The sequence below is a fragment of the Treponema vincentii genome, from assembly GCF_010365865.1.
GTDB lineage: Bacteria > Spirochaetota > Spirochaetia > Treponematales > Treponemataceae > Treponema.
In genome coordinates this window covers 18101-38465 of sequence record NZ_CP048020.1, presented here as the reverse complement: position 1 = coordinate 38465, position 20365 = coordinate 18101, and the positions used below count along the sequence as shown (strand labels likewise).

Below are 20365 nucleotides of genomic sequence, written 5' to 3'. Positions count from 1 at the left end.
AATAGTACCTTGTCGTTACAATGTATTGGGGCTTTTCAAAAAATTCAATTAATTATCGTAATGTCCGCGGCAGGAAATCAGTATAATAACCTTTTCCTCTACGACATACACAAGTCGATTTTCTTCATCAATCCTACGGCTCCAGAATCCTGTTAAGGTACCTTTTAACGGTTCCGGTTTACCTAGCCCCTCGAACGGACTACGACTGATATCTTTAATAAGAAGATTTATCCGTTTAAGTGTTTTCCTATCTTGTGTCTGCCAGTAAACATAATCGTTCCAAGCGTCAATGTCCCACTGTATTATCTTGTCCGGCATACAGTTAATCCTCTACCAATTCATGCTCTGCTAGCTGAAGTTTGCCTGCCTTATAATCTGCCATTTTCTTTTCAAGGTAACCAATATTACTTGCAGAATAAAACGGATCCGTTGATATTTCAAACGGTATTTTTTGTTTCCGAACTGCCGCTTTTGCAAATACGCAAAATGCTGTTGTCATGGTCATGCCAATATCGGAACAGAAAGCTTCAAACTGTTTTTTTAGGTTCTCGTCCATACGGATATTTATGTTTGTCTGTGCCATAGTAGTAGCTCCTTTTGTCTTTATTCGTGCGGAGGGTTTAATACCCCGACGCTTGCGTCGGGGTATGTTGATTGTAGATAGATTTATTGATAGTGTCAATAATTTTTCAGCTTTAGAGATACCATACCGGAAGTTTTGTTGAGTTTGTACTACCGGTTATTCGTGCAAGATTACATCATCATATTGACATTTCTACACTGCCTATCAATACTGCTCGGACAAACATTTCTGTGTATAAGGACCCTACAATGAATAAAAACGACTATATCATCCGTTTGGAAAGAAAAGAAGAATACCGTGATGTTGAAAACCTTGTACGGGAAAGTTTTTGGAATGTGTACCGTCCGGGGTGTCAGGAACATTATATTCTCAAGCAGCTGCGGGATGATCCGGCATTTGTTCACGAGCTTGATTTTGTAATGGAAAAAGACGGGAAGCTGATCGGGCAGAATATCTTTGTCAGGGCTCTGATTAAAACTGATGACGGACGCGATCTTCCGATTATGACGATGGGACCGATTTGTATTGCGCCCGAACTAAAGCGACAGGGTTACGGAAAAATATTGCTGGATTATTCCCTTGATAAAGCAACGGCGCTCGGCTGCGGTGCAGTGTGCTTTGAAGGCAATATCGATTTTTACGGCAAGAGCGGATTTACCTACGCGAGTGCATACGGCATCAGATATCATGGATTGCCGGAGGGTGCAGATGCTTCATTCTTTCTCTGTAAGGAATTAATTCCCGGCTATCTGACCGGTATTACCGGAGAATATACTACGCCGAAGGGCTATGCTGTCTGCGATGAACATCCGAATGACTTCGCTGTATATGAAGCGGGTTTTCCGTATAAAGAGAAATTAAAGCTGCCCAGACAGATTTTTGGGTGAAAGAAGTGGGAGTGGCCTATACAATAGCATCACTGATTACATGGATATCCGCAAAGGAGTTTCGCGCAAAAAGCTGTATAATGCCGACAAATTCGGCGCCTTACCGCTTGTGAACGTCAATGTATTGAAGACGCTGTTTTATGCCGAGAAAAACTCTGAAAATACAAAGTAACAAAACGGTATTGATTGTTGTTGAAGGATAAAACATCCGTAATTTTTTTACGGCGCTATTGAGTTTATTACAGTTTTGGCGATAATATAAATGAATCCATTTTAAGGAAGCTATTATTATGCTCAAATCATTTACCGTAGCAAATTTTAAAGCATTTGAACAAGCCGTAACGCTTGATTTTTCGGCAATCGGTCATTACGAGTTTCAGCCTGAGGCTATAAAAAATAATATTGTGAAGACCGCTATTATGTACGGTAAAAATGCGAGCGGAAAATCATCGCTTGCGATAGGTTTATTTGATATTGTAAGTAATTTAACTGATAAGTATGCAAATAAAAGTGAATACAAGAATTATCAAAATATATTCAACACTGATCAAGCCGTCGAATTCAAGTATATATTTAGCTTTCAAAATAAAGAGATTATATATCGATATAAGAAATTTAACATTGATGCACTTATTGCAGAAACACTGATTATTGATGGTAGAGTAGTAATTGCGTACGATAAATCGCGTTCAACGGATGAATTTATTATTTCTCTTGTCGGTACGGAAACTCTCAATAAAGACTTATCGAATCTGCAAATCTCTGCTTTAAAATGGGTTAAAAATAATAGCTCTCTTCCAGATACTATTGAAAACCGTATCTTTTATGATCTTTTTAACTTTGTAGATAAGATGCTCTTATTTTGGTCGCTAAATACCCGCTCCTTTATCGGTTACTCATCGAGAGTTGGAGAAGAGATTACTGCCAGTATTATACAAACTCATCATTTTGAAGATCTTCAGAAGTTTTTCCGTACAGCGGGTTTTACCGAAGAACTCACCCACAGTAACGATACCGGATCGGAAGTATTATATATTAAACACGGAGAAAAAAGGCTCACTTTTCTTGATGTTTGTTCTACCGGTATGAATTCGTTATTGCTTGTGTATTATTGGCTGAAAGATGTGCAGAATCCTGAAAAGTGTCCTTCATTTATCTGTATTGATGAATTTGATGCGTTTTACCATTTTGAGCTTGCACGATTTGTCGTGCAAAAGCTGAAAGAAGTTAACTGTCAAGTGCTCCTTACTACACACAATACCACACTTTTTACGAATGATCTACTGCGTCCGGATTGCTTTTATATTTGCTCAAAGGAAAGAATTGTAAATGCTCACAACGCCACCCAAAAGGAATTGCGGCTTGGACATAATCTCGAAAAACTCTATCGTGGTGGCGCATTCGGGAAATGATTTTATTTGTCTTTGAAGGGAAAAAACAAGAACCGCGTTTGTATAAAACGATGGAATATTTATTTTTTAACCGGCAAGCTGAAAATGAAATTATTGTTTCGTATTGCAGTAATATTTATTCTTTATATCAAAAAATGACCGAATATGATGTTTTCGGAGCTTCGGATTCTGTTGCATTGATCCAACTCTTAAAAGAAGAAGAACGTGCTCATCCCGAAACAACAAACATATTGCAAGAACTATCTTTTTCCGATGAAATTTCTGAAATCTATTTATTTTTTGATTATGATATAAAGCAACCCGATGCCTATAATAGGCTTACGATTGAAGAACAACATACACGAATTAAAGAACTTTTATGCTATTTTAATAATGAGACTGATAAAGGAAAACTTTATATTAACTACCCAATGGTTGAATCCATTCGATATTTTAAAAATTCTTTACCTGATAACGATTATAAAGATTATACTGTCAAAGCATCCGTTGATGGAGCATTTAAAGCATTAGTCAATGCGGAAGCGTGTTATAAAAATCTCGATTTTATTTGCTTTGGACTAAATAATAAATCAGGAACTTTAAAAATACCGAAAGAACCGGAAAAAATAAATAGCGTAAAAGAGAATTGGAGAACGGTAAAAGAAATAAATGTCAAAAAAGCCCATTTCATCTGTGTGGATTCGTATAGCGTACCGCAAGAGAAATCTGTAATTTCTCAGCAACATATATTTGATAATCAACTGGATAAATATGTTAATCCAAATGGAAGAATAGCAATATTAAATGCTTTTCCTTTATTTCTATATGAGTATTACCGTGTTTAGCAGCCGGTTGAGATAAACTACCGTTTAGATGCTGATACGCTTCATTGCGAGCCGATTGAAAAAATCGCCGATGAAGTTATATCCATTTATAATGTAAAATCATGAGACTTTGACAATGTCTTACGGTGCCGTTATGAAGTCCCTGATTATTGGACAATCGGCGCAGTATACGAACGCCTTATTGAAGATATTTGTGCAGAAAACGAATCTATTGATTGTATTGCTGACACATTGATTTCTGTTTATTCGTCTTGGATTAACGGGGCAATTTCAAATTATAACACGGATTTTTTTTCTATCAATCCCGTGAGTATATTTTTGAATCGTGGAAAGAGGGGACTGCGCTTCAATAAACTGCCAAAACTTAGAGGGAATGCCTTATGATTAGAAAATAGCAAAAAAATTAGAAGAAAGAAATCGGAATGATGACGGTATATCTGCTTCGCTTTGCATATTCATAAACTTTTTGGAGAACTTAATACGCTGAGAAAATAGCAGAGGTGTGAGATTATGTGGTGCGTAAACCAAATTCATCTTCTAATTCAAGCTTAATCATCTGCAGTACTTCTTTTATGGGCGTAAAACGACCTTTTGTATCAGATAAAAGTATAGCAGAATATAAAGATATAACTCGTTGGGCATCTCTAAAAACTCGGTTAGATTTTTAGAGATGCTCAACGAGTTTTAATTTAAGTCTTTATAGTATAATAACTTAAATTAAAACATTGCAAATCACATCTAAGGAAACCCTCTAAAATATTTTTTATTCAGCTTTATATTTTTTCTAATTCAGAAGTATCAAGCTCATATTCTTCATACCATTTTTTTAAATATCTTTTTTGTAAGACTTTTCTTTTATTGGATAGAGAAAATTCTTTTTCAATATTGCAGTAATATACTACTATACTTACTATAAATGCTAATATATTAATTAAAATATTATTTTTGCCACATATATACTGTATACCAGAAATTGCTGCTGGTAAAATTATATGCAGTAGTATAAAAAAAATCCGATATCGATAAATATGCCTATCTGTATCTTTCTTAGCTTTTGCTTCTGCTTTATCACGCCTCGCATCATTGCGTTTTTCTGTATCAGATGATAACATAGCTAAGGTATTTTCAACTTCCTTTCTCTTTTGACGTTCATCAATCGCTAGTTTATTTTTTGCATACTCAATTAGTCCTGATATATCGGCAGTATTTAAATTAGCAGGATTATTTAAGGTCTTTTCTGATAGAGCATCTTTTATCAAATACTCGGCTGCCATTATTTGATAGTCATCTTTAGAGATATTATTGTTATCATATAATTTTTGAATCTCTATTTTTACTTTTTGTATAATTTCAGGTGTTGGTGATATAGCCGAAAGAGCTGTTGCTAACAGTTCAAAAGTCATGTATTCTTTGGCCTTTTCTGGAGAGCCAAGCCATAAATAAGAACAAAGTAATGTTTCAGGAATTGCAGATAATACAATATTATCAGTATGTATTTTCAATTCTTTTAACATATTTTTATTTGCTAAAGGTAAAATTGGATTTTCAGTAATAAATAAGTATTTAGCATCAATAAAATTTTTTGCTTCCAAATTTTTTCGTTTCTCATATGTAAAAATAATCGAATGGACATCTCGTTCCGTTCTCTTTTCATAAAACTCTTCCGATTCAAATCGTTTATGAGTACATTTAGTCTTTATATACTGTGCTAATTTCTTTTCATCTAAACCTAGGTTTCTATCTGGGATTTCCTTTTCTATAGTGATTTTATATTCTCGTAATATTCTATCGAAAGATGCAGATATGGTGTCAAGTTTTGTCAAAGAAAATCCTTCTTGGCGCATATAAAAGAGAGCTTTAGTTGCTTTGCATGGATCATATAGTGGAGATTCAATATACTTTTTTGCTGATTCAAGAATTTCTTTTACTTCATCATACGTATGTTTATAAATCTTAACAAAACCTCCTTTTGTATGAATAGTTTTGATCATTAATTCTATTGTTTCTAGTCGTTCATTTTGATCTACACCAAGTAAGGGGAAAAGATGGGAAGCATCAAGGAAAACTACGCATTTTTTTAAGGTTTCAACTTCTGTCGGTAAGAAAGTCATTTGCAAAGCATTAAAGGCAATGTTCCCTACCGCAAGTTCTACAATAGTCTGGTACATCGTAGAATTATTATCATTGAGCTCTTTTATGAAAGAACCTGCTAGATAGTATTCTTCATCAGCCAATATATCCTCTGACCATACAATGCTTTCATCAAAAAATAGTGATATATCATGACGCATTATAAATTTTGATAAAAGTCTTATAGCGTCTGTATCAGTAAAAATTTTATTAAATCTTTCCTGTGTATACACACGAAAAGCTTTAATCACATCATTTTGCTTTTCTCGACATTGTCTTTGTATATCTGCAATATACAAGTGATTATCAAAAATTTTATCAGTATTAACTTTATATGAAATCAGCTCCTGTGATATCAATTCCTGTTGGCAAAGCTTTTCTATAATTGGCTGAATAATATAAGATGGCAAATCAATAGAATAAATGGCATTAAATTGAGAGACCAGAGTCCCGTAATCTTTTATTTCTATTTTTGATATTTTTTGGTCAATAAACATTGTACAAAATAGAGGTATAAAATTATCTAAATATGTTTTATTATATTTATGCCATTGCACACTAATTAAACTAAAAGAAGCTAATTGATTAATATTTGCTTTCATTTTTACACCTAAGTCCCTATTAGTTACTAATGTATCACATTTAGCTTAAACTTCCCAGCTGTCCCGCAAAGGACTAGCTTTTGGACAACTGGGAAAGCATTTAATGAACTCTCGCTCTCTTAGCAGATGAAGTCACCCCCTCCGTCTTCTTCCCATACGGCTCGAACAAAAAAGCCACACGCGCGGCATCATCGGGGAAGGCTGCTTTCCGGTACAGCTTATCCACAGCAGCATCGAGGGCGGCGTGCGCTTTGGTGAGTACCGGCGGCATAGTATTGGGATCGTATAAGTCGGCAAGGGAGCTATCGGGAAACTGCGAGCGCGCGTCCAATACCGCTTGCGCCTTTTGAATAATCGCTACCTTTTGTGCTTCCGAAACATCCGTCCACGGGAAGTTGTTATACACGATCTGTGCAGAATAGCGGTAATCGCTTTTGAGCCGCCCGCATACGCTACGCATCCACGCCATGTGCATTTGCGAAGTAAGCACCCCGAACTCGTACAGCGTTGCATTGGGAACGATAAGCGTTGAATCGCTTGCGATAACGGATGTGTCTAAAAAGCCGATGGGAATATAGCGCCTGCGTTCAGAGGAAACGCGCGGTACGAGGAGATAATGTCCAGACTCCGGCTGACGGATTTCTCCAAAAAGGGATGGTGTTTGCGCGAGTTTCCGTGTTGCCTCTCGGCTGCTGCTTTCGCGGTGTTCCCGCACCTTTTGTATGCGTGCTACAATGAGCGGGCATTTTTTTAGGTGCTGAGGTTCCGCATTCAAAAGCCAGAGACAATATCGTTTTTTATTATTGATAAACTCTTCCGCCCCCAAAAACGGACGTATATACCGTTCTGCTTCCGGTTCTTGTTGTAAAAAGGAGGCGTGTTCATTTTCTTCTATAATGAGATTACCGCCGTCATTCGGCATACTGCCAAACACCATCGGATTAGTTTGTGTATCAAGTACCGAACTTCTACTATCAATAAACACATTTTGCGCATCGGCTAAATAAGCATTGATCCGCTTTACTGTTTGAGCTTTCGGTTCCAATAAATTCGACAACCGCAGCCTTTATCAAAAGGCGAGGATTGCGAATTACCGCACTTTTGCAATGAAATGAAAAAGTGCAATTGATGATCGATGTTTGCCGGATGGCAAACTCGCGGTGTTTTTCAGCCGCGCTATTTCAGCGGCTGAAAATAAACCTTCTCCTTTTATATCGTCATATAAAAAGAGTTGCTTTTCCGTTCGGTTCCGGAGAGAAAAGCCGACAATAATACAGTACACTGCCGCATTGCCCCGCGCTTCATTCGACCACTTAAAAGTCTGGTGCGCAAAATTAGTCAAGATTCCCCGCATTCTTTACCCCGCTAAAAAGCATCGCAAGCTCCGCAGACTGTTCTTTCTCCATCACCCGCGCGCCTAAAAACGGCGGATTGCCGAGAATATACGAAAGGTTATGTTTTGGTACGATGGTCTCCCCGCTGCAACTTCTATAAATGTATTTTAATTGTCCTTTATAGGAACCCGTCTGCTTTTTATGCTATACTTTTATCGTTATGCGTTCCGAACGGCTTTTTGAAATCGTCTTTATTCTCCTCAATCAAAAACGAACAACGGCACAGGAGCTTGCGAAAAAATTTGCTGTATCGATTCGTACCGTGTATCGTGATATTGATATTTTAAGCTGTGCCGGTATTCCGGTGTATACGGTGCAGGGGACAGGCGGCGGAATTTTTATTGACGAAACATACATCATCAATAAATCGATTGTAACACAAGAAGAGCAGGATAAAATTCTGCTCGCCCTGCAATGTTTGTCGCCTATTGACGAGGTACATACCGAATCGATTTTAAACCGGTTATCTGCTGTCTTTCAGCGTAATGCCGATTGGGTTAAGGTTGATTACTCCCGCTGGGAAAACAAAAACGACACGTCCGTTTTCGATACGGTTAAACAAGCTATCTTGGAATGCCGTGCACTTCGCATTGAATATCTCAGTTCCTATGGAGAAAAAACTGAGCGTACAATTTATCCGCTTCGCCTTTTGTTTAAATCCAAGGCGTGGTACGTTGAAAGTTTGTGTACCGACAAAAATGCTTATCGGTTTTTCCGGTTAAACCGTATGGTTTCCGTTATGCAGACAGTAAGCACATTTAAGCGTACGGAATTGCTCAACAAGCTACCTGACCGTACAGACTATTCCGATGCTCTGACGCTTACGAACATAAAATTAAAATGCACCGCCGGAATCGCCTATCGGTTTTATGATGAATTTCCTCCCGATCTTATCACAAAAAATATGGACGGCTCGTATACGCTTTCAGTATATCTTCCGATCGATCATTGGCTGTACGGATTTATTTTGTCGCTCGGTACCGAGGTAGAAATCCTTGAACCGGAAAACCTAAAAAAAGGAATAATCGATTCCGCTGAAAAAATAGCGGCGCACCATAAAAAAGTTTAAATGTTTTTTCAAACCTGACATACTGTGTCAGCTTTCTATGGTACAATAGCCCATCTTCCCACGCTAAAGGAGTAACACTAAACTATGCCAAGACCTACCACCAAAGCCGATTTAATCCAAGCCGCAAATGAACAATTCGCAAAACTGTGGACGTTAATCGGCGAAATGTCCGACGAAGAAAAGAGCGCCGATATTGTTCCGAACGAACGCGATAAAAACGTGCGGGATGTTTTGGCGCACCTCTATGAGTGGCACTGTCTTCTGCTGAATTGGATACGGTCAAACACAAACAGGAATCCTGCCCCTTTTTTGCCGGTGCCCTATAATTGGAAAACCTATCCTCAGATGAATGTTGTTTTTTGGGAAAAACATCAAAACACATCATATACCGATGCGGAAACAATGCTCAAAAAAACACACAAAGAGGTGCTGGCGCTTATCGAAACATTTTCCAATGAAGCCCTTTTTTCCAAAGGTACTTTCGATTGGACGGGCACAACGACGCTCGGCAGCTATTGCGTATCTGCAACATCGAGTCATTATGATTGGGCTATTAAGGATATTAAAAAAGCGTTGAAAAAATATAGAGCACGATAACAGCCATCTCTAACAACTAACTCGACCGCTTTGTATATACTCGGTCTTATCTACATAGAGATAATAATCTTCCCGTAATACTTTAAAACTCTGTACGCCGATCGGCAATTTCCGTGAAATGTTCATACTGTCACTATAATACGGTTACTGCTTTTCTGTAATTTAACAAACGGCACGGCAATCAATCACTCCGATGCAGAGCGCAGCTGAGAAGCGGTAGGTATTCAATTTTGCTATGAATCACCGATCTCGATTACTCTGAATATCATAAATTCGTTTGTATAGGCCGTCGTGTTGTATCAGCTCACGATGCGTTCCTTGTTCCGTAATCTTTCCCTTTTCCAAAACGATAATAATGTCTGCGTCTTTGACCGTAGCAATGCGGTGCGAAATGATAATCACCGTTTTATGCTTGTTTTCATTTTTGAGGGCAGCTCTGATTGCCGCATCGGTTTCCATATCAACTGCGGAAAATGAATCGTCAAAGATCAAAATAGGGGCATCCTTTATCAGTGTCCGTGCAATCGCCAGCCGCTGTTTTTGTCCGCCTGATAGAGAAACGCCGCGTTCCCCGACAACGGTCGAATATCCGTCTGCAAAATAGTGAATCTCTCCGTCTAAGGCTGCGATGCGGGCGTACCGCTGTGCGACGAAATCATCCGTATTGGGGGCGGCAAGTTTAATATTTTCCATAATTGTTTTAGCGTAGAGAAACGGTTCCTGCAAAATCAGTCCTATCTGCGACCGTATCCAGCCCTTGTCTATCGAATGTAATTCTACGCCGTCTATTGTGATAGAACCTGATGTATAGTCGTAAAGCCGGTCAAGCAGATGCACCAGCGAACTTTTCCCCGAACCGGTCGGCCCTAAAATTGCCGCCGTTTGTCCCTGTTTGATGCTGAACGAAACATTATCCAAAACAGGCGTATTCTCCGCTCCCGGATAAGCAAACGACACGGAATCAAAAATGATGTTGCCCTTAATCTCCGGTTTTTTCTGTGTGGGGAAAAGCTCCTCAGGTTCCTCGCGGAATAGTTCTTCAATACGGCCGACCGACACACATGCCTTGCCGATATTGCCGAGAATCCGTCCGAGCTGCCGTACCGGCTGTATCAGTATACCGATATACGAGATAAACGCGATCAACATTCCTACTGAAATTTCACCGCGGTATGCTAAGAAGCTTCCGTAGAGGATAACGATAAAAATCTGGATGTACGATAAAAAATCGGAACCCGACCAAAAAAACGCAAAGCAGCGTATCACGATCAAATTCCGCTTCATATACGCCTCGCTAGCCGTTTTGAATTTTTCCATCTCGTATTGCTGACGGGTAAAAGCCTTAATCACTCTAATACCCGTAAGACTTTCTTGGAGAACCGCGGTCATCGCCGCTTCCCTATCGGCTGCGGTTTTAAACTGTTTTTCAATTACATAAAAGAAGATACCGGAAAAAATAGCCGTAATCGGCAATACCGCGCATGACACAAGCACAAGCTTGATGTTCGACTGCATCATCAAAAAGACAGTGTATATAATTAAAAATACCGAACCGGCCGTTTCAGGGATCTGAGAAGACAATGCAATGCGGATAGTATCTACATCGGAGGTACAGCGTTGGATAAGATTGCCCGTTTTTGCATTTGCGTGATATGTGTATGGTAATAGCTGAATATGATTATACAACCGGTTCCGTACATTTTGAATAACCCGCTCGGTTGCTGCATTTGCCGTATTCATCTGCAAAAACGTAAATATACTGCGGCATATCGCAAATGCAAGAATGAGAGCGGTCATAATAAGCAGTCCGTTTGTCCCCTTTGCAGCCACTCCGAAAAGTGCAACGAGCCGTTCAAGGGCTGTATGCGTAAGCGGTTCATTGCCCAACACCGAATCAACAGTGATTTTGATTAAGCCCGGCTGCAAAGCTGCGGCAATCTGAGCAAGCAACGCAAACATGAGCGCAAGCAGATATAAGAGACGGAATCCTTTTAAATATGAAAAGAGCCGAACAAGGTTTTTCACGGCGTTTATTATAACAGGAGCATCCGTTGTATTCTATGCACCTTGCTCAAGAATAGTGCATAATTTATAATCCTTAATTATAAAATCATGAGTTTCGCATTATGAATTTATTTTACGAGGTGTTACATTAAATGCACAAAAAGTATGTTTTTTTAGATTCGGGGATAGGCGGCTTGCCATACTTCCGGTACTTTCATAAAAAAGCACCGCAAGCATCGGCTGCGTATGTAGCGGATTTGGAACATTTTCCCTACGGAGAAAAAACGCGGGAGGAAGTGATTAAGTATGCCCTCGATGTTACGGAAAAAATAATAGACCGGTTGAATCCCGCAATGATTATTGTTGTGTGCAATACTATGTCAACCGCCGCCCTCGATGCGCTGCGCAAACATTTTTCCATTCCCTTTGTCGGTACCGTACCGGCGGTAAAGGTTGCGGCGGAAGTCAGTGTTAATAAGCGAATCGGGATTATCGCCACAGCGCGGACAATCAACGACCCGTATCTTGATAACCTCATTGAATCATTTGCTGCAAGGTGCACGATCGAAAAACGAGCTGATCCCGAATTAGTTGCAAAAATTGAAAACGGCCTCATTACCGCTCCTGATGAAGAAAAACGGAAGGCGGTAATGCCTGCAATCCGGCAGTTTAAAGATGCCGGTGTCGATACGATTGTACTGGCATGTACGCATTTTCTGCATCTTGCAGATATTTTTACCGAATGCGCTGCGCCGTCAATTAAGATTGTTGATTCCCTCCCCGGCGTGGTCTCTCACGCTTTGGAGGTTCTCCCCCCGCTACCCGGCGTAGAAGTATGCCGCAGTAGCTGCTATGTTACGGGCGAAATCACCGATCGCATCGACCGGCTGTACCGTGGCTATTGCGAGCTTTTCGACCTCGACTGGAAGGGAGAGCTGTAATGCAGGGGCTGGTATTAAGCGGCGCAAATAACTTTTTTGCAGTACGCACGCCCGAAGGAAACGTAGTACGCTGTTCTATTAAAGGAAAAAAACTGAAGGAAATTCGAGGGTATTACAACCCCTTAGCGCCCGGCGATACGGTTGATATCGAATACGATACCCTCCATCCCGATCAGGGGCAAATCACCGCACTCATACCGCGGCGCAACGGTTTTGCTCGCTGGAATCAGAAAACACGCAGTCCGCAGCTCTTAGCTGCAAATATCGATTTACTGCTCTGCGTTACCACTCCTGCCAATCCCCCCTTCCGACCGCGCTTTACCGACCGCACGCTGGTACAAGCCGCTGCAGAAGATATCCCTACACTCATCATCGTAAATAAAATCGATTTGGGGATTCCGGAATCGATACGGGAACGTATACGAGATTGGCAGCGTATCGGCATACAGGTATGTGAGGTATCGGCAAAGATGGGAGAAGGCCTTGAATCGCTCGCACGTCTCCTTTCGGGTAAAACCTGTGCCGTTACCGGACAGTCGGGCGTCGGAAAGTCAAGCTTGCTAAACAGTCTTGACCCCAGCCTTGCGCTTAAAACCGCCGATATTTCGTTTAAATATGACCGCGGTATCCATACGACAACACAAGGCATCTTTTTACCGATGACCTTTACCGCTCACGATGGAACCCAGCTGTCGTTCAATATTATCGACACGCCCGGCATCAGACACTTTGCGCTGTGGGGCATTAAACCGGAAGAAATTATTTTTTACTTTCCCGAGATGGAGAAAGCGGCAATACAATGCGCTTTTGGGCTTTCGTGCTCGCACATCCACGAGCGCGGCTGCCGCATATTAGAAGAACTTAGCGCGGGACATATCCATCCCGACCGCTATGAAAGCTGGCGTTCCATGCATGATGAGTTGGAACTGCTTACCGCAGACGAATACTAGGAAATGAAGTATCGAATAGGCAATTTATCAAGGCAGTCATAAGGCCTGTTCAGTGCTTGAGGTGATAATCCCGATAGAAAGAGAGCCTTTCTATCGAGACATTTTTTTTATCTTACCGTGCAAGCAGCTTGTTCAAGCGTTTTACAAAGTCGGCGGTGTCTTTGAGTGTACTGCCTTCCAGCAGCAGCGCCTGATCTAACAGCACAAATGCAGTGTCGGCAATGAGCGCTTCGTCATCGGTATCCTTGAGCCGCTGCAGAATGGGGTGTTCCGCATTGATTTCCAAAATGGGCTTTACCTCGCCGCGGAGCTGCTGCCCCATTGCCCGCATCATGCGCTCCATTTGCAAGCTCGGATCGTTTTCGTCCACTACGATACACGAAGGTGAGTCGGCAAGCCGTTTGGAAAGGCGTACTTCTTTTACCGCATCGCCGAGCGCGTTTTTAATCTTTTCGACAATCGGCTTAAAGTCCTTTTCCTTCTGCTTTGCTTCTTTCTTTTCTTCGTCGGTGCTCAGCTCTTCGTCGGAGCCGGCGCGGTTTGCTGCCTTGAGTTCCCAATCCTTATACTTGCCGACGGACGGAATCACGATATCGTCAATTTCATCCGGCATAATCAGCACTTCCAAGCCCTTCGCCTTGTATGCTTCCAAGTGCGGAGACTGTCTGAGCGCCTTTTCATCGCCGCCGGTGATATAGTAAATCGCCTTTTGTCCTTCCTTCATCCGCTGTACGTAGTCGGCAAGACTCGTCCATGTGTTTTCCTCATTCGTTGTTCTAAAGCGGATCAGTTCCAAAAGCTCGTCGCGATGTTCATAGTCGCTGTACAAACCTTCTTTTAACGGCCGGTTATATTCGGCGATAAAGGTTTCGTATTTTTCCTTATCATTTTCAGAGAGCTTTTTAAATTCACTCAAGAGTTTTTTTACCGAGGCGGAGCGGATGTTGTTCAAAATACGGTTCTGCTGCAGGATTTCGCGGCTGACATTGAGCGGCAGGTCTTCACTGTCGATAATACCGCGTACAAACCGTAGATACACCGGCAGCAATTCTTTTTCATCCTCCGTGATAAACACCCGCTTTACAAAAAGCTTTACACCGGGCTTGTAGTCGGCATGGTACATATCGAATGGAGCCTTTGCCGGAACATAAAAGAGCGTGGTGTACTCCAGCGTCCCCTCCGCCTTGGTGTGGACATATAAGAGCGGATCGGTAGAATCGTGCGAAAGCGACTTATAAAAATTCTTGTAGTCCTCGTCCTTCAACTCCGATTTCGGCTTTTGCCACAGCGCGCTTGCATCGTTGATTTGCTCGCTCTTTGCTGCCTGCGATTTTTCGTTGCCCTTATCATCATATTCTTTGTGAATATAATGGAGATAAATCGGGAAGGCTATATGATCCGAATAGCGTTTGATAATGTCTTCAATCTTCCAGCGACTTGCAAATTCGGAATCTTCATTGTTTAGATACAGGGTGATGCAAGTACCGTTAGCCCCTTCGGGAACGTCATCGATGAGCGGGAACGCCGAATCATCGGTTTGCTCCAGTTCATATTCGCCCTTGCCGTCGGAAATCCACTTCCATACGGTAGTTTCACCTGCTTTTTTCGAAATCACTTCGATCTTAGATGCAACCATAAAGGCTGAATAAAAACCGACGCCGAATTGACCGATCAGGTTGGAGTCTTTTTTATCATCCGCGGCAAGCTGCTCCAAAAATGCCTTGGTGCCGGAGCGGGCAATCGTACCGAGGTTGTTTTTGATATCCTCATCGTTCATACCGATACCCGTGTCGCGGATAGTCAGCGTCGGCGTTGCGGCATCTTCGTTAAACGTAATATCGATACGGGGATTGAATTGCAGATTTTTTAATGCGGCATCCGATACGGTCAGATATTTCAGCTTATCGAGCGCATCGGAGGCATTCGACACCAGCTCCCGCAGGAATATTTCCTTATTTGAATACAGAGAATGGATAATCAGGTGGAGCAGCTGATTAACTTCCGTTTGAAACTCATACTTTGCCATGCTATAACCTCAAGTTAATAAAAAATTTTAAGCGGTCTGAAACTGTTTATTGCCGCTATTTATTGAAGATAGCGAAGAATAAACACTATCGCTTTTGAGCCTTTGCTGGTTCTAAATGAAAAGGCAGATTAAATGTACTCAAAATAGTGGAAAACGGCAAATCAGCGTATTCCAATGCAGAGTACGAATATTCACCTTTCCATATAAATCAAACTATTTTTTTGGCATCCTAATTTTCTTTTTTTATTGTTGATTTTTCCATTTTTATCCCTTATACTGATACGGTAGAGTTAGCTCATTGATGAACAGTCTTTAAAAATCTCAATTTTTTAGGGACTTCCCTTAGGTATCTTTTGTGTGTATCCGTTTTGGGTATCCACAATTACATAATATCTTTCCGGATGGAGTATGCTATGGTATCATTAACCGTTAACGGCCGGATTGTTGAAGCCGAAGAAAATCAAAAACTCATCTATTTTTTACGGGATACATTGCGTTTAACTTCCGTTAAAAACGGTTGTATGGAAGGTGCATGCGGTACTTGTACTGTTTTAATAGACGGAAAACCGATGAAGGCCTGTGTACAAATTACAAACAGATTAGTGGGAAAATCGATCATGACGATTGAAGGCTTCCCCGAACGTGAATATGCCGTGTATCAATACGCATTCGCGCACTGCGGCGCGGTGCAATGCGGTTTTTGTATTCCCGGTATGGTTATTTGCGCAAAAGCACTTATCGATACAAACCCCGCCCCCTCTCCTGCAGATGTAAAACAGGCAATCCGCAATAATATTTGCCGCTGTACCGGCTATGTAAAAATTGAAGAAGCTATCTTATTAGCAGCAAAGATGTTACGTGAAAATATACCCGTGCCGGAAGCAAAAATCGAAACGGCGGTAGGCAGCAGTGCGCTCCGTGTCGATTCATACACAAAAGCGGTGGGATCTGCCGAATATGTCGACGATATGTATCCGGACGGGATGTTGTACGGAAGCGCCGTACGCACTGCATATCCGCGAGCAAAGATATTGTCTATCAATACCGAAGAAGCGGAGAAGATGCCCGGCGTTCATATTGTAATGACGGCAAAATATCTTCCCGGTATGCAAAAGATCGGGCACTTAAAAAAAGACTGGGATGTGCTTATTCCCCTCGGTAAAGAAACGCACTATTTGGGTGACGCCATCGTTCTGATTGCTGCCGAAAGTCGCGAGATTTTGGAAGCTGCAAAAAAAGCGGTAAAGATCGAATACGAAGAACTACCGCCCGTGTGTTCTATGGCAGAAGCAATGGCGGAAGATGCACCCCATGTCCATGAAGGAGGGAATCTCCTTTCAAAAGAACACCTCGTGCGCGGCAATGCCGATGAGAAGCTAAAAAATTCAAAGTATGTCGTTTCACACCACTATTCCGTTCCCCCCACCGAACATGCCTTTTTGGAGCCGGAAACGGCAGTGGCTATGCCGGACGGAGAAGGCGGCGTCATTATTTATTCGGGGGATCAAGGTATATATCAAACAAAACGGGAATGTTCGGAAGCGACCGGCTTGCCCATCGACAAGGTACGGGTTATCGCAAAGATGGTTGGAGGCGGATTCGGCGGCAAAGAAGATATGAGCGTGCAACACCATGCGGCTATCCTTGCGTTAAAGACCGGACGCCCCGTAAAGGTAAGCTTAAGCAGAAAAGAGAGTATTATTATCCACCCGAAGCGGCACGCGATGGAAATGGATTTTACACTCGGCTGCGACGAGAATGGCTACCTAACCGGCTTAAAAGCCGTGCTCCATTCGGACACCGGCGCTTATGCCTCACTCGGCGGGGGCCGGTACTACAGCGTGCCTGTACTCATGCGGCAGGGCCGTATAACTATCAGGATATCGACATACTCGGCTGCGCGTGGTACACCAATAACCCGCCGGCCGGTGCATTCAGAGGATTCGGCGTAACGCAAAGCTGCTTTGCCGTTGAATCGTGCATCAATCTATTAGCGGAAAAGGTCGGCATCAGTCCATGGGAAATTCGCTACCGGAATGCAATCCGCCCGGGACAAGTACTGCCGAACGGTCAATATGCCGACGATTCAACCGCTCTTGTACAAACCCTCGAAGCGGTAAAGCCGTATTATGACGCTCATCCAAAGGCAGGTATCGCGTGTGCCATTAAAAACTCCGGACTTGGAGTCGGTATTCCCGATTTCGGACGGACGACTTTGCGGCTACAGGCAGACGGTGTGCATATCTATTCGAGCGCGGCCTGTATCGGGCAGGGAATCGGAACAATTTTATTACAGATTGTCAGTCACGTACTTAATTTACCACGCTATCTTTTGCATTACGAGACACCCGACACTAAATTTGCTCCCGACGCAGGAGAAACAACCGCCTCACGTCAAACCGTATTTACCGGCGAAAGTGCTCGTATGGCTGCTACCGACGTCAAAAAAGCGCTTGAAGAAGAACTGCAAAAGCGCGGCAAAACAGGTAAGCTCTCCGAACACATAGATATACTGCCTGAATTGTTTACCGCCCTGAGTACCAAAGAATTTTTTGCGGAATATACCTATCCGACGGACAAACTGGGTTCCGATAAACCCCATCCGGTAAGTCATGTTGCTTATGGATACGCAACGCACCTCATCGATTTGGATGAAGAAGGAAAACTCGCGTATGTGGAAGCTGCACACGATGTCGGCCGCGCGCTTAATCCGATTTCGCTGCAAGGGCAGATCGAAGGCGGCGTCGTGATGAGCCTCGGATATGCGCTAACGGAGGACTATCCGCTGCAAAAGAGTGTTCCGACCGCTAAATTCGGTACGCTCGGCTTGTTTAAAGCGCCGCAAGTACCGCCGATAAAGGTCGATATTATCGAACATAACGATAACGAACTTGCCTGTGGTGCGAAGGGGATCGGTGAAATTGCCAGTATTCCGACAGCGCCTGCGGTTGCTCTTGCGTATTATAACCGCGACGGTATCTTTAGAACAAAGCTTCCATTGGAAAATACGCCGTATAGCCGGAAAAAGTAAACAAAAAAGCCGATTAAACACATCACGTGTTCAATCGGCTTTTTACTATTTTGATGGTTGCAAGTTTTTTACTTTATCGCTTCCGCGAGATTATTCGCATTCAAAAGGCGAATATTGTTTGCCGTATCCTGTACAAGCAAGCCTTTTTCCGTAACACTTATCGCTGTGTACGGAAGAACGGTTACACTCGATTTCGCTTGCATTTCGAGATTATTGTTGAAGCGCGCAAGGTAGTTTTTGCCAGATTGCTCAATTACGGCATAGTAGCTGTCATCAGCCTGTATTAAAAGACTCTGGGCAGCAATAGGTACTGTCGCCTGCTTGGTCATTTCAAGTGTACGAGGGTTAATAGCAACCAATGTAATCATCTGATTACCGGATTTTGAACCGGCAATCGCGATAAGGGAATCCGTTCCTTCGATAAGGGCACGCCCGCGTATGGTATTCAGCGATGAGGTTTTCAGCGGTTTTTCCGTTTTAAGGTCAAGTAGCACCACTTCTGAAAGCAAAGAACCGGAATCAACTACTTTCAACATGGCTCCGGGTAATGCAGACGCAAAAGCCGCCTCATCTTGAGCTTTCCGCTCCTCCCGCTTTTCTTCGATAATTTTCCGAGTATCCGCAGCAACATCTTTCCGGTCGCTTTGGGCTTCCTGCTCTTTTGTATCGGCAAATTGCTTTTCGGAAGAAGCTTCACGTTCTTTATCTTGAGCTTGTTTTGCAGCTTCATTGGCAGCCTTCTGCTTTGCATCGGCTTCTTTCTGCTTTGCCGCTGCGTCCTGATCACCTTTTTTTGCTGCATTTGCTTTCTCTGCAGCAGTTTTATCTTTATCGCTTGCTTCTTGCTTATTTTTTGCGGCTTCTTGCTGTTTTTTTGCAGCTTCTTCGGCTGCTTTACGATCATTCGGATTTTTCTGAGCCTGCTTCTGCGCTGCTGCTGCTGCTTTTTCGGATTGGGCAGCCTTCTTCTTTGCCGCTTCTGCATCCTTCCGAGCTTTTTCCGCATCTTGCTTTGATTGAACCGCAGCTGTCTTTGATTTATCAGCTTCCTTTTGTGCAGATGCAGCTTCATTCCGTTTCGTATCAGCATCTTTCCGAGCCACGGCGGCATTTTTCTGTGCAACATCCGCACGATCGCGGGCGGCGCTGCTTTCGCGCTCTTTCAGGTCGATCATGTCTTTGCGTGTCGCGATATCTTTATCATCTTGCTCACGCATCTTGTCAACGACGTTCTTATCGGAGAGCGATTTTGTATCGATCGTGCTTAACGTACCACTGTATTTCTGATCGGAGAGCGGAATAACAATTTGTGTCTTTCCCGGCCATTCATCATAGCGTAGCGCCAAACCGACTTTATCGGTAGCCAAATTCTTGATAACAACCGCTTTATACTTACTCTTAAACATATTCATGTCGCCGCGGTATACTGCGTTGTAAATCGTTACAAAATGGGCAATTGTCTTCGCATCTTTTTCGGAGTATCCATAGGCGCGTTGTAAATAACCGGCGATAATAACCCGTAAGTTGTTGATATGGTCTACCCTAGCCCCGCTTCCGATAATCATGATATCGGCATCGAGACCAGCCTTCACCGACGGATCGACCGCGTGGATAACGGCGTAGCGATTCGTATCACCGGCGCGTCCTCTTTGGGCAGCCCCTGCAAGCGATTCCCCGATTTCTGCGATAGCCCGCAGCGTATCGATTTCGGCATGAGGCCCTGTGTAGTTGATAAATTCAATCGGCGTATTTCCGGCCTGCTTCAGTTCACTTTGATCGACCTCTATCGCAAAAGCCATACTCATAAAGGCAAATGTACAGAGGCATACAAGCGCTATTCTTTTCATTGAACAACCCCTTTCTATGAAGATGATACGGAGAAACTCACACCCTCGGTATCCCGGAGGAAAAGAGC

General features: G+C 42.6%; 17 protein-coding genes and 2 pseudogenes. 10 read left to right on the top strand and 9 right to left on the bottom strand.

What is annotated here, in order from left to right:
* Positions 1 to 48: 48 nt before the first annotated feature.
* Positions 49 to 318, bottom strand: a complete 270-nt coding sequence (locus GWP43_RS00165; RefSeq protein WP_162661946.1) for a Txe/YoeB family addiction module toxin — start codon at positions 316 to 318, stop codon at positions 49 to 51.
* A gap of 4 nt (positions 319 to 322) precedes the next feature.
* Positions 323 to 583 carry a type II toxin-antitoxin system RelB/DinJ family antitoxin gene (locus GWP43_RS00160; RefSeq protein ID WP_162661945.1) on the bottom strand — a complete coding sequence of 87 codons (261 nt, stop codon included), beginning with the start codon at positions 581 to 583 and terminating at the stop codon, positions 323 to 325.
* Positions 584 to 831: 248 nt separating this feature from the next.
* On the opposite strand from GWP43_RS00160, the gene GWP43_RS00155 reads away from it, so the two are divergent.
* The 4 genes from GWP43_RS00155 (at position 832) to GWP43_RS00145 (ending at position 3706) form a co-directional block, all read left to right on the top strand.
* Positions 832 to 1470 (top strand): GNAT family N-acetyltransferase, encoded by a 639-nt coding sequence (locus tag GWP43_RS00155; RefSeq protein WP_162661944.1) that lies wholly within the window; start codon positions 832 to 834, stop codon positions 1468 to 1470.
* Positions 1471 to 1510: 40 nt separating this feature from the next.
* Positions 1511 to 1642: a hypothetical protein gene (locus GWP43_RS15120; protein WP_269138862.1), complete on the top strand. Its 132-nt coding sequence runs from the start codon at positions 1511 to 1513 to the stop codon at positions 1640 to 1642.
* A gap of 118 nt (positions 1643 to 1760) precedes the next feature.
* The gene (locus tag GWP43_RS00150) at positions 1761 to 2882 is read left to right on the top strand and encodes an AAA family ATPase (protein ID WP_162661943.1); all 1122 of its coding nucleotides are present in this window, start codon (positions 1761 to 1763) and stop codon (positions 2880 to 2882) included.
* Positions 2879 to 3706 (top strand): hypothetical protein, encoded by an 828-nt coding sequence (locus tag GWP43_RS00145; RefSeq protein WP_162661942.1) that lies wholly within the window; start codon positions 2879 to 2881, stop codon positions 3704 to 3706. Before GWP43_RS00150 ends, GWP43_RS00145 begins: the two co-directional genes overlap by 4 nt.
* A 773-nt stretch (positions 3707 to 4479) precedes the next feature.
* Here GWP43_RS00145 and GWP43_RS00140 read toward each other — a convergent pair.
* From GWP43_RS00140 to GWP43_RS00130, 3 genes and pseudogenes are all read right to left on the bottom strand, one after another.
* Positions 4480 to 6438, bottom strand: coding sequence for a hypothetical protein (locus tag GWP43_RS00140; protein WP_162661941.1), 1959 nt, complete (start codon positions 6436 to 6438; stop codon positions 4480 to 4482).
* A 100-nt stretch (positions 6439 to 6538) separates the two neighbouring features.
* The gene (locus GWP43_RS14325) at positions 6539 to 7495 is read right to left on the bottom strand and encodes a type IIL restriction-modification enzyme MmeI (protein ID WP_162661940.1); all 957 of its coding nucleotides are present in this window, start codon (positions 7493 to 7495) and stop codon (positions 6539 to 6541) included.
* 33 nt (positions 7496 to 7528) lie between these two features.
* A pseudogene (locus GWP43_RS00130) lies at positions 7529 to 7844 on the bottom strand (DNA methyltransferase).
* 148 nt (positions 7845 to 7992) lie between these two features.
* Between GWP43_RS00130 and GWP43_RS00125 the strand changes: the two are divergent.
* On the top strand, positions 7993 to 8901 hold the full coding sequence (locus GWP43_RS00125) for a helix-turn-helix transcriptional regulator (RefSeq protein WP_162661938.1): 909 nt from the start codon (positions 7993 to 7995) through the stop codon (positions 8899 to 8901).
* A gap of 84 nt (positions 8902 to 8985) precedes the next feature.
* Positions 8986 to 9498 carry a ClbS/DfsB family four-helix bundle protein gene (locus GWP43_RS00120; RefSeq protein ID WP_162661937.1) on the top strand — a complete coding sequence of 171 codons (513 nt, stop codon included), beginning with the start codon at positions 8986 to 8988 and terminating at the stop codon, positions 9496 to 9498.
* 33 nt (positions 9499 to 9531) lie between these two features.
* Here GWP43_RS00120 and GWP43_RS00115 read toward each other — a convergent pair.
* Both GWP43_RS00115 and GWP43_RS00110 read right to left on the bottom strand, forming a co-directional pair.
* Positions 9532 to 9624, bottom strand: a pseudogene (locus tag GWP43_RS00115) (AAA family ATPase); the annotation flags it as partial.
* Between the two features lie 114 nt (positions 9625 to 9738).
* Positions 9739 to 11523, bottom strand: coding sequence for an ABC transporter ATP-binding protein (locus GWP43_RS00110; protein ID WP_162661935.1), 1785 nt, complete (start codon positions 11521 to 11523; stop codon positions 9739 to 9741).
* Positions 11524 to 11654: 131 nt separating this feature from the next.
* Here GWP43_RS00110 and murI point away from each other — a divergent pair, with 131 nt between their 5' ends.
* Positions 11655 to 12443, top strand: coding sequence for a glutamate racemase (gene murI, locus GWP43_RS00105; RefSeq protein WP_162661934.1), 789 nt, complete (start codon positions 11655 to 11657; stop codon positions 12441 to 12443).
* Positions 12443 to 13393, top strand: a complete 951-nt coding sequence (gene rsgA, locus GWP43_RS00100) for a ribosome small subunit-dependent GTPase A (RefSeq protein ID WP_162661933.1) — start codon at positions 12443 to 12445, stop codon at positions 13391 to 13393. Before murI ends, rsgA begins: the two co-directional genes overlap by 1 nt.
* Positions 13394 to 13505: 112 nt before the next feature.
* Here the strand turns inward: rsgA and htpG are convergent, their stop codons facing one another.
* Entirely contained in the window at positions 13506 to 15419 is a 1914-nt protein-coding gene (gene htpG, locus GWP43_RS00095) for a molecular chaperone HtpG (RefSeq protein WP_162661932.1), read from the bottom strand.
* A 413-nt stretch (positions 15420 to 15832) separates the two neighbouring features.
* On the opposite strand from htpG, the gene GWP43_RS14320 reads away from it, so the two are divergent.
* Positions 15833 to 17371, top strand: a complete 1539-nt coding sequence (locus GWP43_RS14320; RefSeq protein ID WP_230977749.1) for a molybdopterin cofactor-binding domain-containing protein — start codon at positions 15833 to 15835, stop codon at positions 17369 to 17371.
* Complete coding sequence (locus GWP43_RS14315; RefSeq protein ID WP_230978165.1) at positions 17302 to 18450, top strand: molybdopterin cofactor-binding domain-containing protein; 1149 nt, start codon at positions 17302 to 17304, stop codon at positions 18448 to 18450. Before GWP43_RS14320 ends, GWP43_RS14315 begins: the two co-directional genes overlap by 70 nt.
* A gap of 68 nt (positions 18451 to 18518) precedes the next feature.
* On the opposite strand, the gene GWP43_RS00085 is transcribed toward GWP43_RS14315, so the two are convergent.
* Positions 18519 to 20297 (bottom strand): P83/100 family protein, encoded by a 1779-nt coding sequence (locus GWP43_RS00085; protein ID WP_162661931.1) that lies wholly within the window; start codon positions 20295 to 20297, stop codon positions 18519 to 18521.
* Positions 20298 to 20365 lie beyond the last annotated feature (68 nt).

Coding starts and splice junctions, on each gene's coding strand:
- GWP43_RS00165 (WP_162661946.1), bottom strand. CDS start 318: ATGCCGGACAAGATAATACAGTGGGACATTGACGCTTGGAACGATTAT.
- GWP43_RS00160 (WP_162661945.1), bottom strand. CDS start 583: ATGGCACAGACAAACATAAATATCCGTATGGACGAGAACCTAAAAAAA.
- GWP43_RS00155 (WP_162661944.1), top strand. CDS start 832: ATGAATAAAAACGACTATATCATCCGTTTGGAAAGAAAAGAAGAATAC.
- GWP43_RS15120 (WP_269138862.1), top strand. CDS start 1,511: ATGGATATCCGCAAAGGAGTTTCGCGCAAAAAGCTGTATAATGCCGAC.
- GWP43_RS00150 (WP_162661943.1), top strand. CDS start 1,761: ATGCTCAAATCATTTACCGTAGCAAATTTTAAAGCATTTGAACAAGCC.
- GWP43_RS00145 (WP_162661942.1), top strand. CDS start 2,879: ATGATTTTATTTGTCTTTGAAGGGAAAAAACAAGAACCGCGTTTGTAT.
- GWP43_RS00140 (WP_162661941.1), bottom strand. CDS start 6,438: ATGAAAGCAAATATTAATCAATTAGCTTCTTTTAGTTTAATTAGTGTG.
- GWP43_RS00125 (WP_162661938.1), top strand. CDS start 7,993: ATGCGTTCCGAACGGCTTTTTGAAATCGTCTTTATTCTCCTCAATCAA.
- GWP43_RS00120 (WP_162661937.1), top strand. CDS start 8,986: ATGCCAAGACCTACCACCAAAGCCGATTTAATCCAAGCCGCAAATGAA.
- murI (WP_162661934.1), top strand. CDS start 11,655: ATGCACAAAAAGTATGTTTTTTTAGATTCGGGGATAGGCGGCTTGCCA.
- rsgA (WP_162661933.1), top strand. CDS start 12,443: ATGCAGGGGCTGGTATTAAGCGGCGCAAATAACTTTTTTGCAGTACGC.
- htpG (WP_162661932.1), bottom strand. CDS start 15,419: ATGGCAAAGTATGAGTTTCAAACGGAAGTTAATCAGCTGCTCCACCTG.
- GWP43_RS14320 (WP_230977749.1), top strand. CDS start 15,833: ATGGTATCATTAACCGTTAACGGCCGGATTGTTGAAGCCGAAGAAAAT.
- GWP43_RS00085 (WP_162661931.1), bottom strand. CDS start 20,297: ATGAAAAGAATAGCGCTTGTATGCCTCTGTACATTTGCCTTTATGAGT.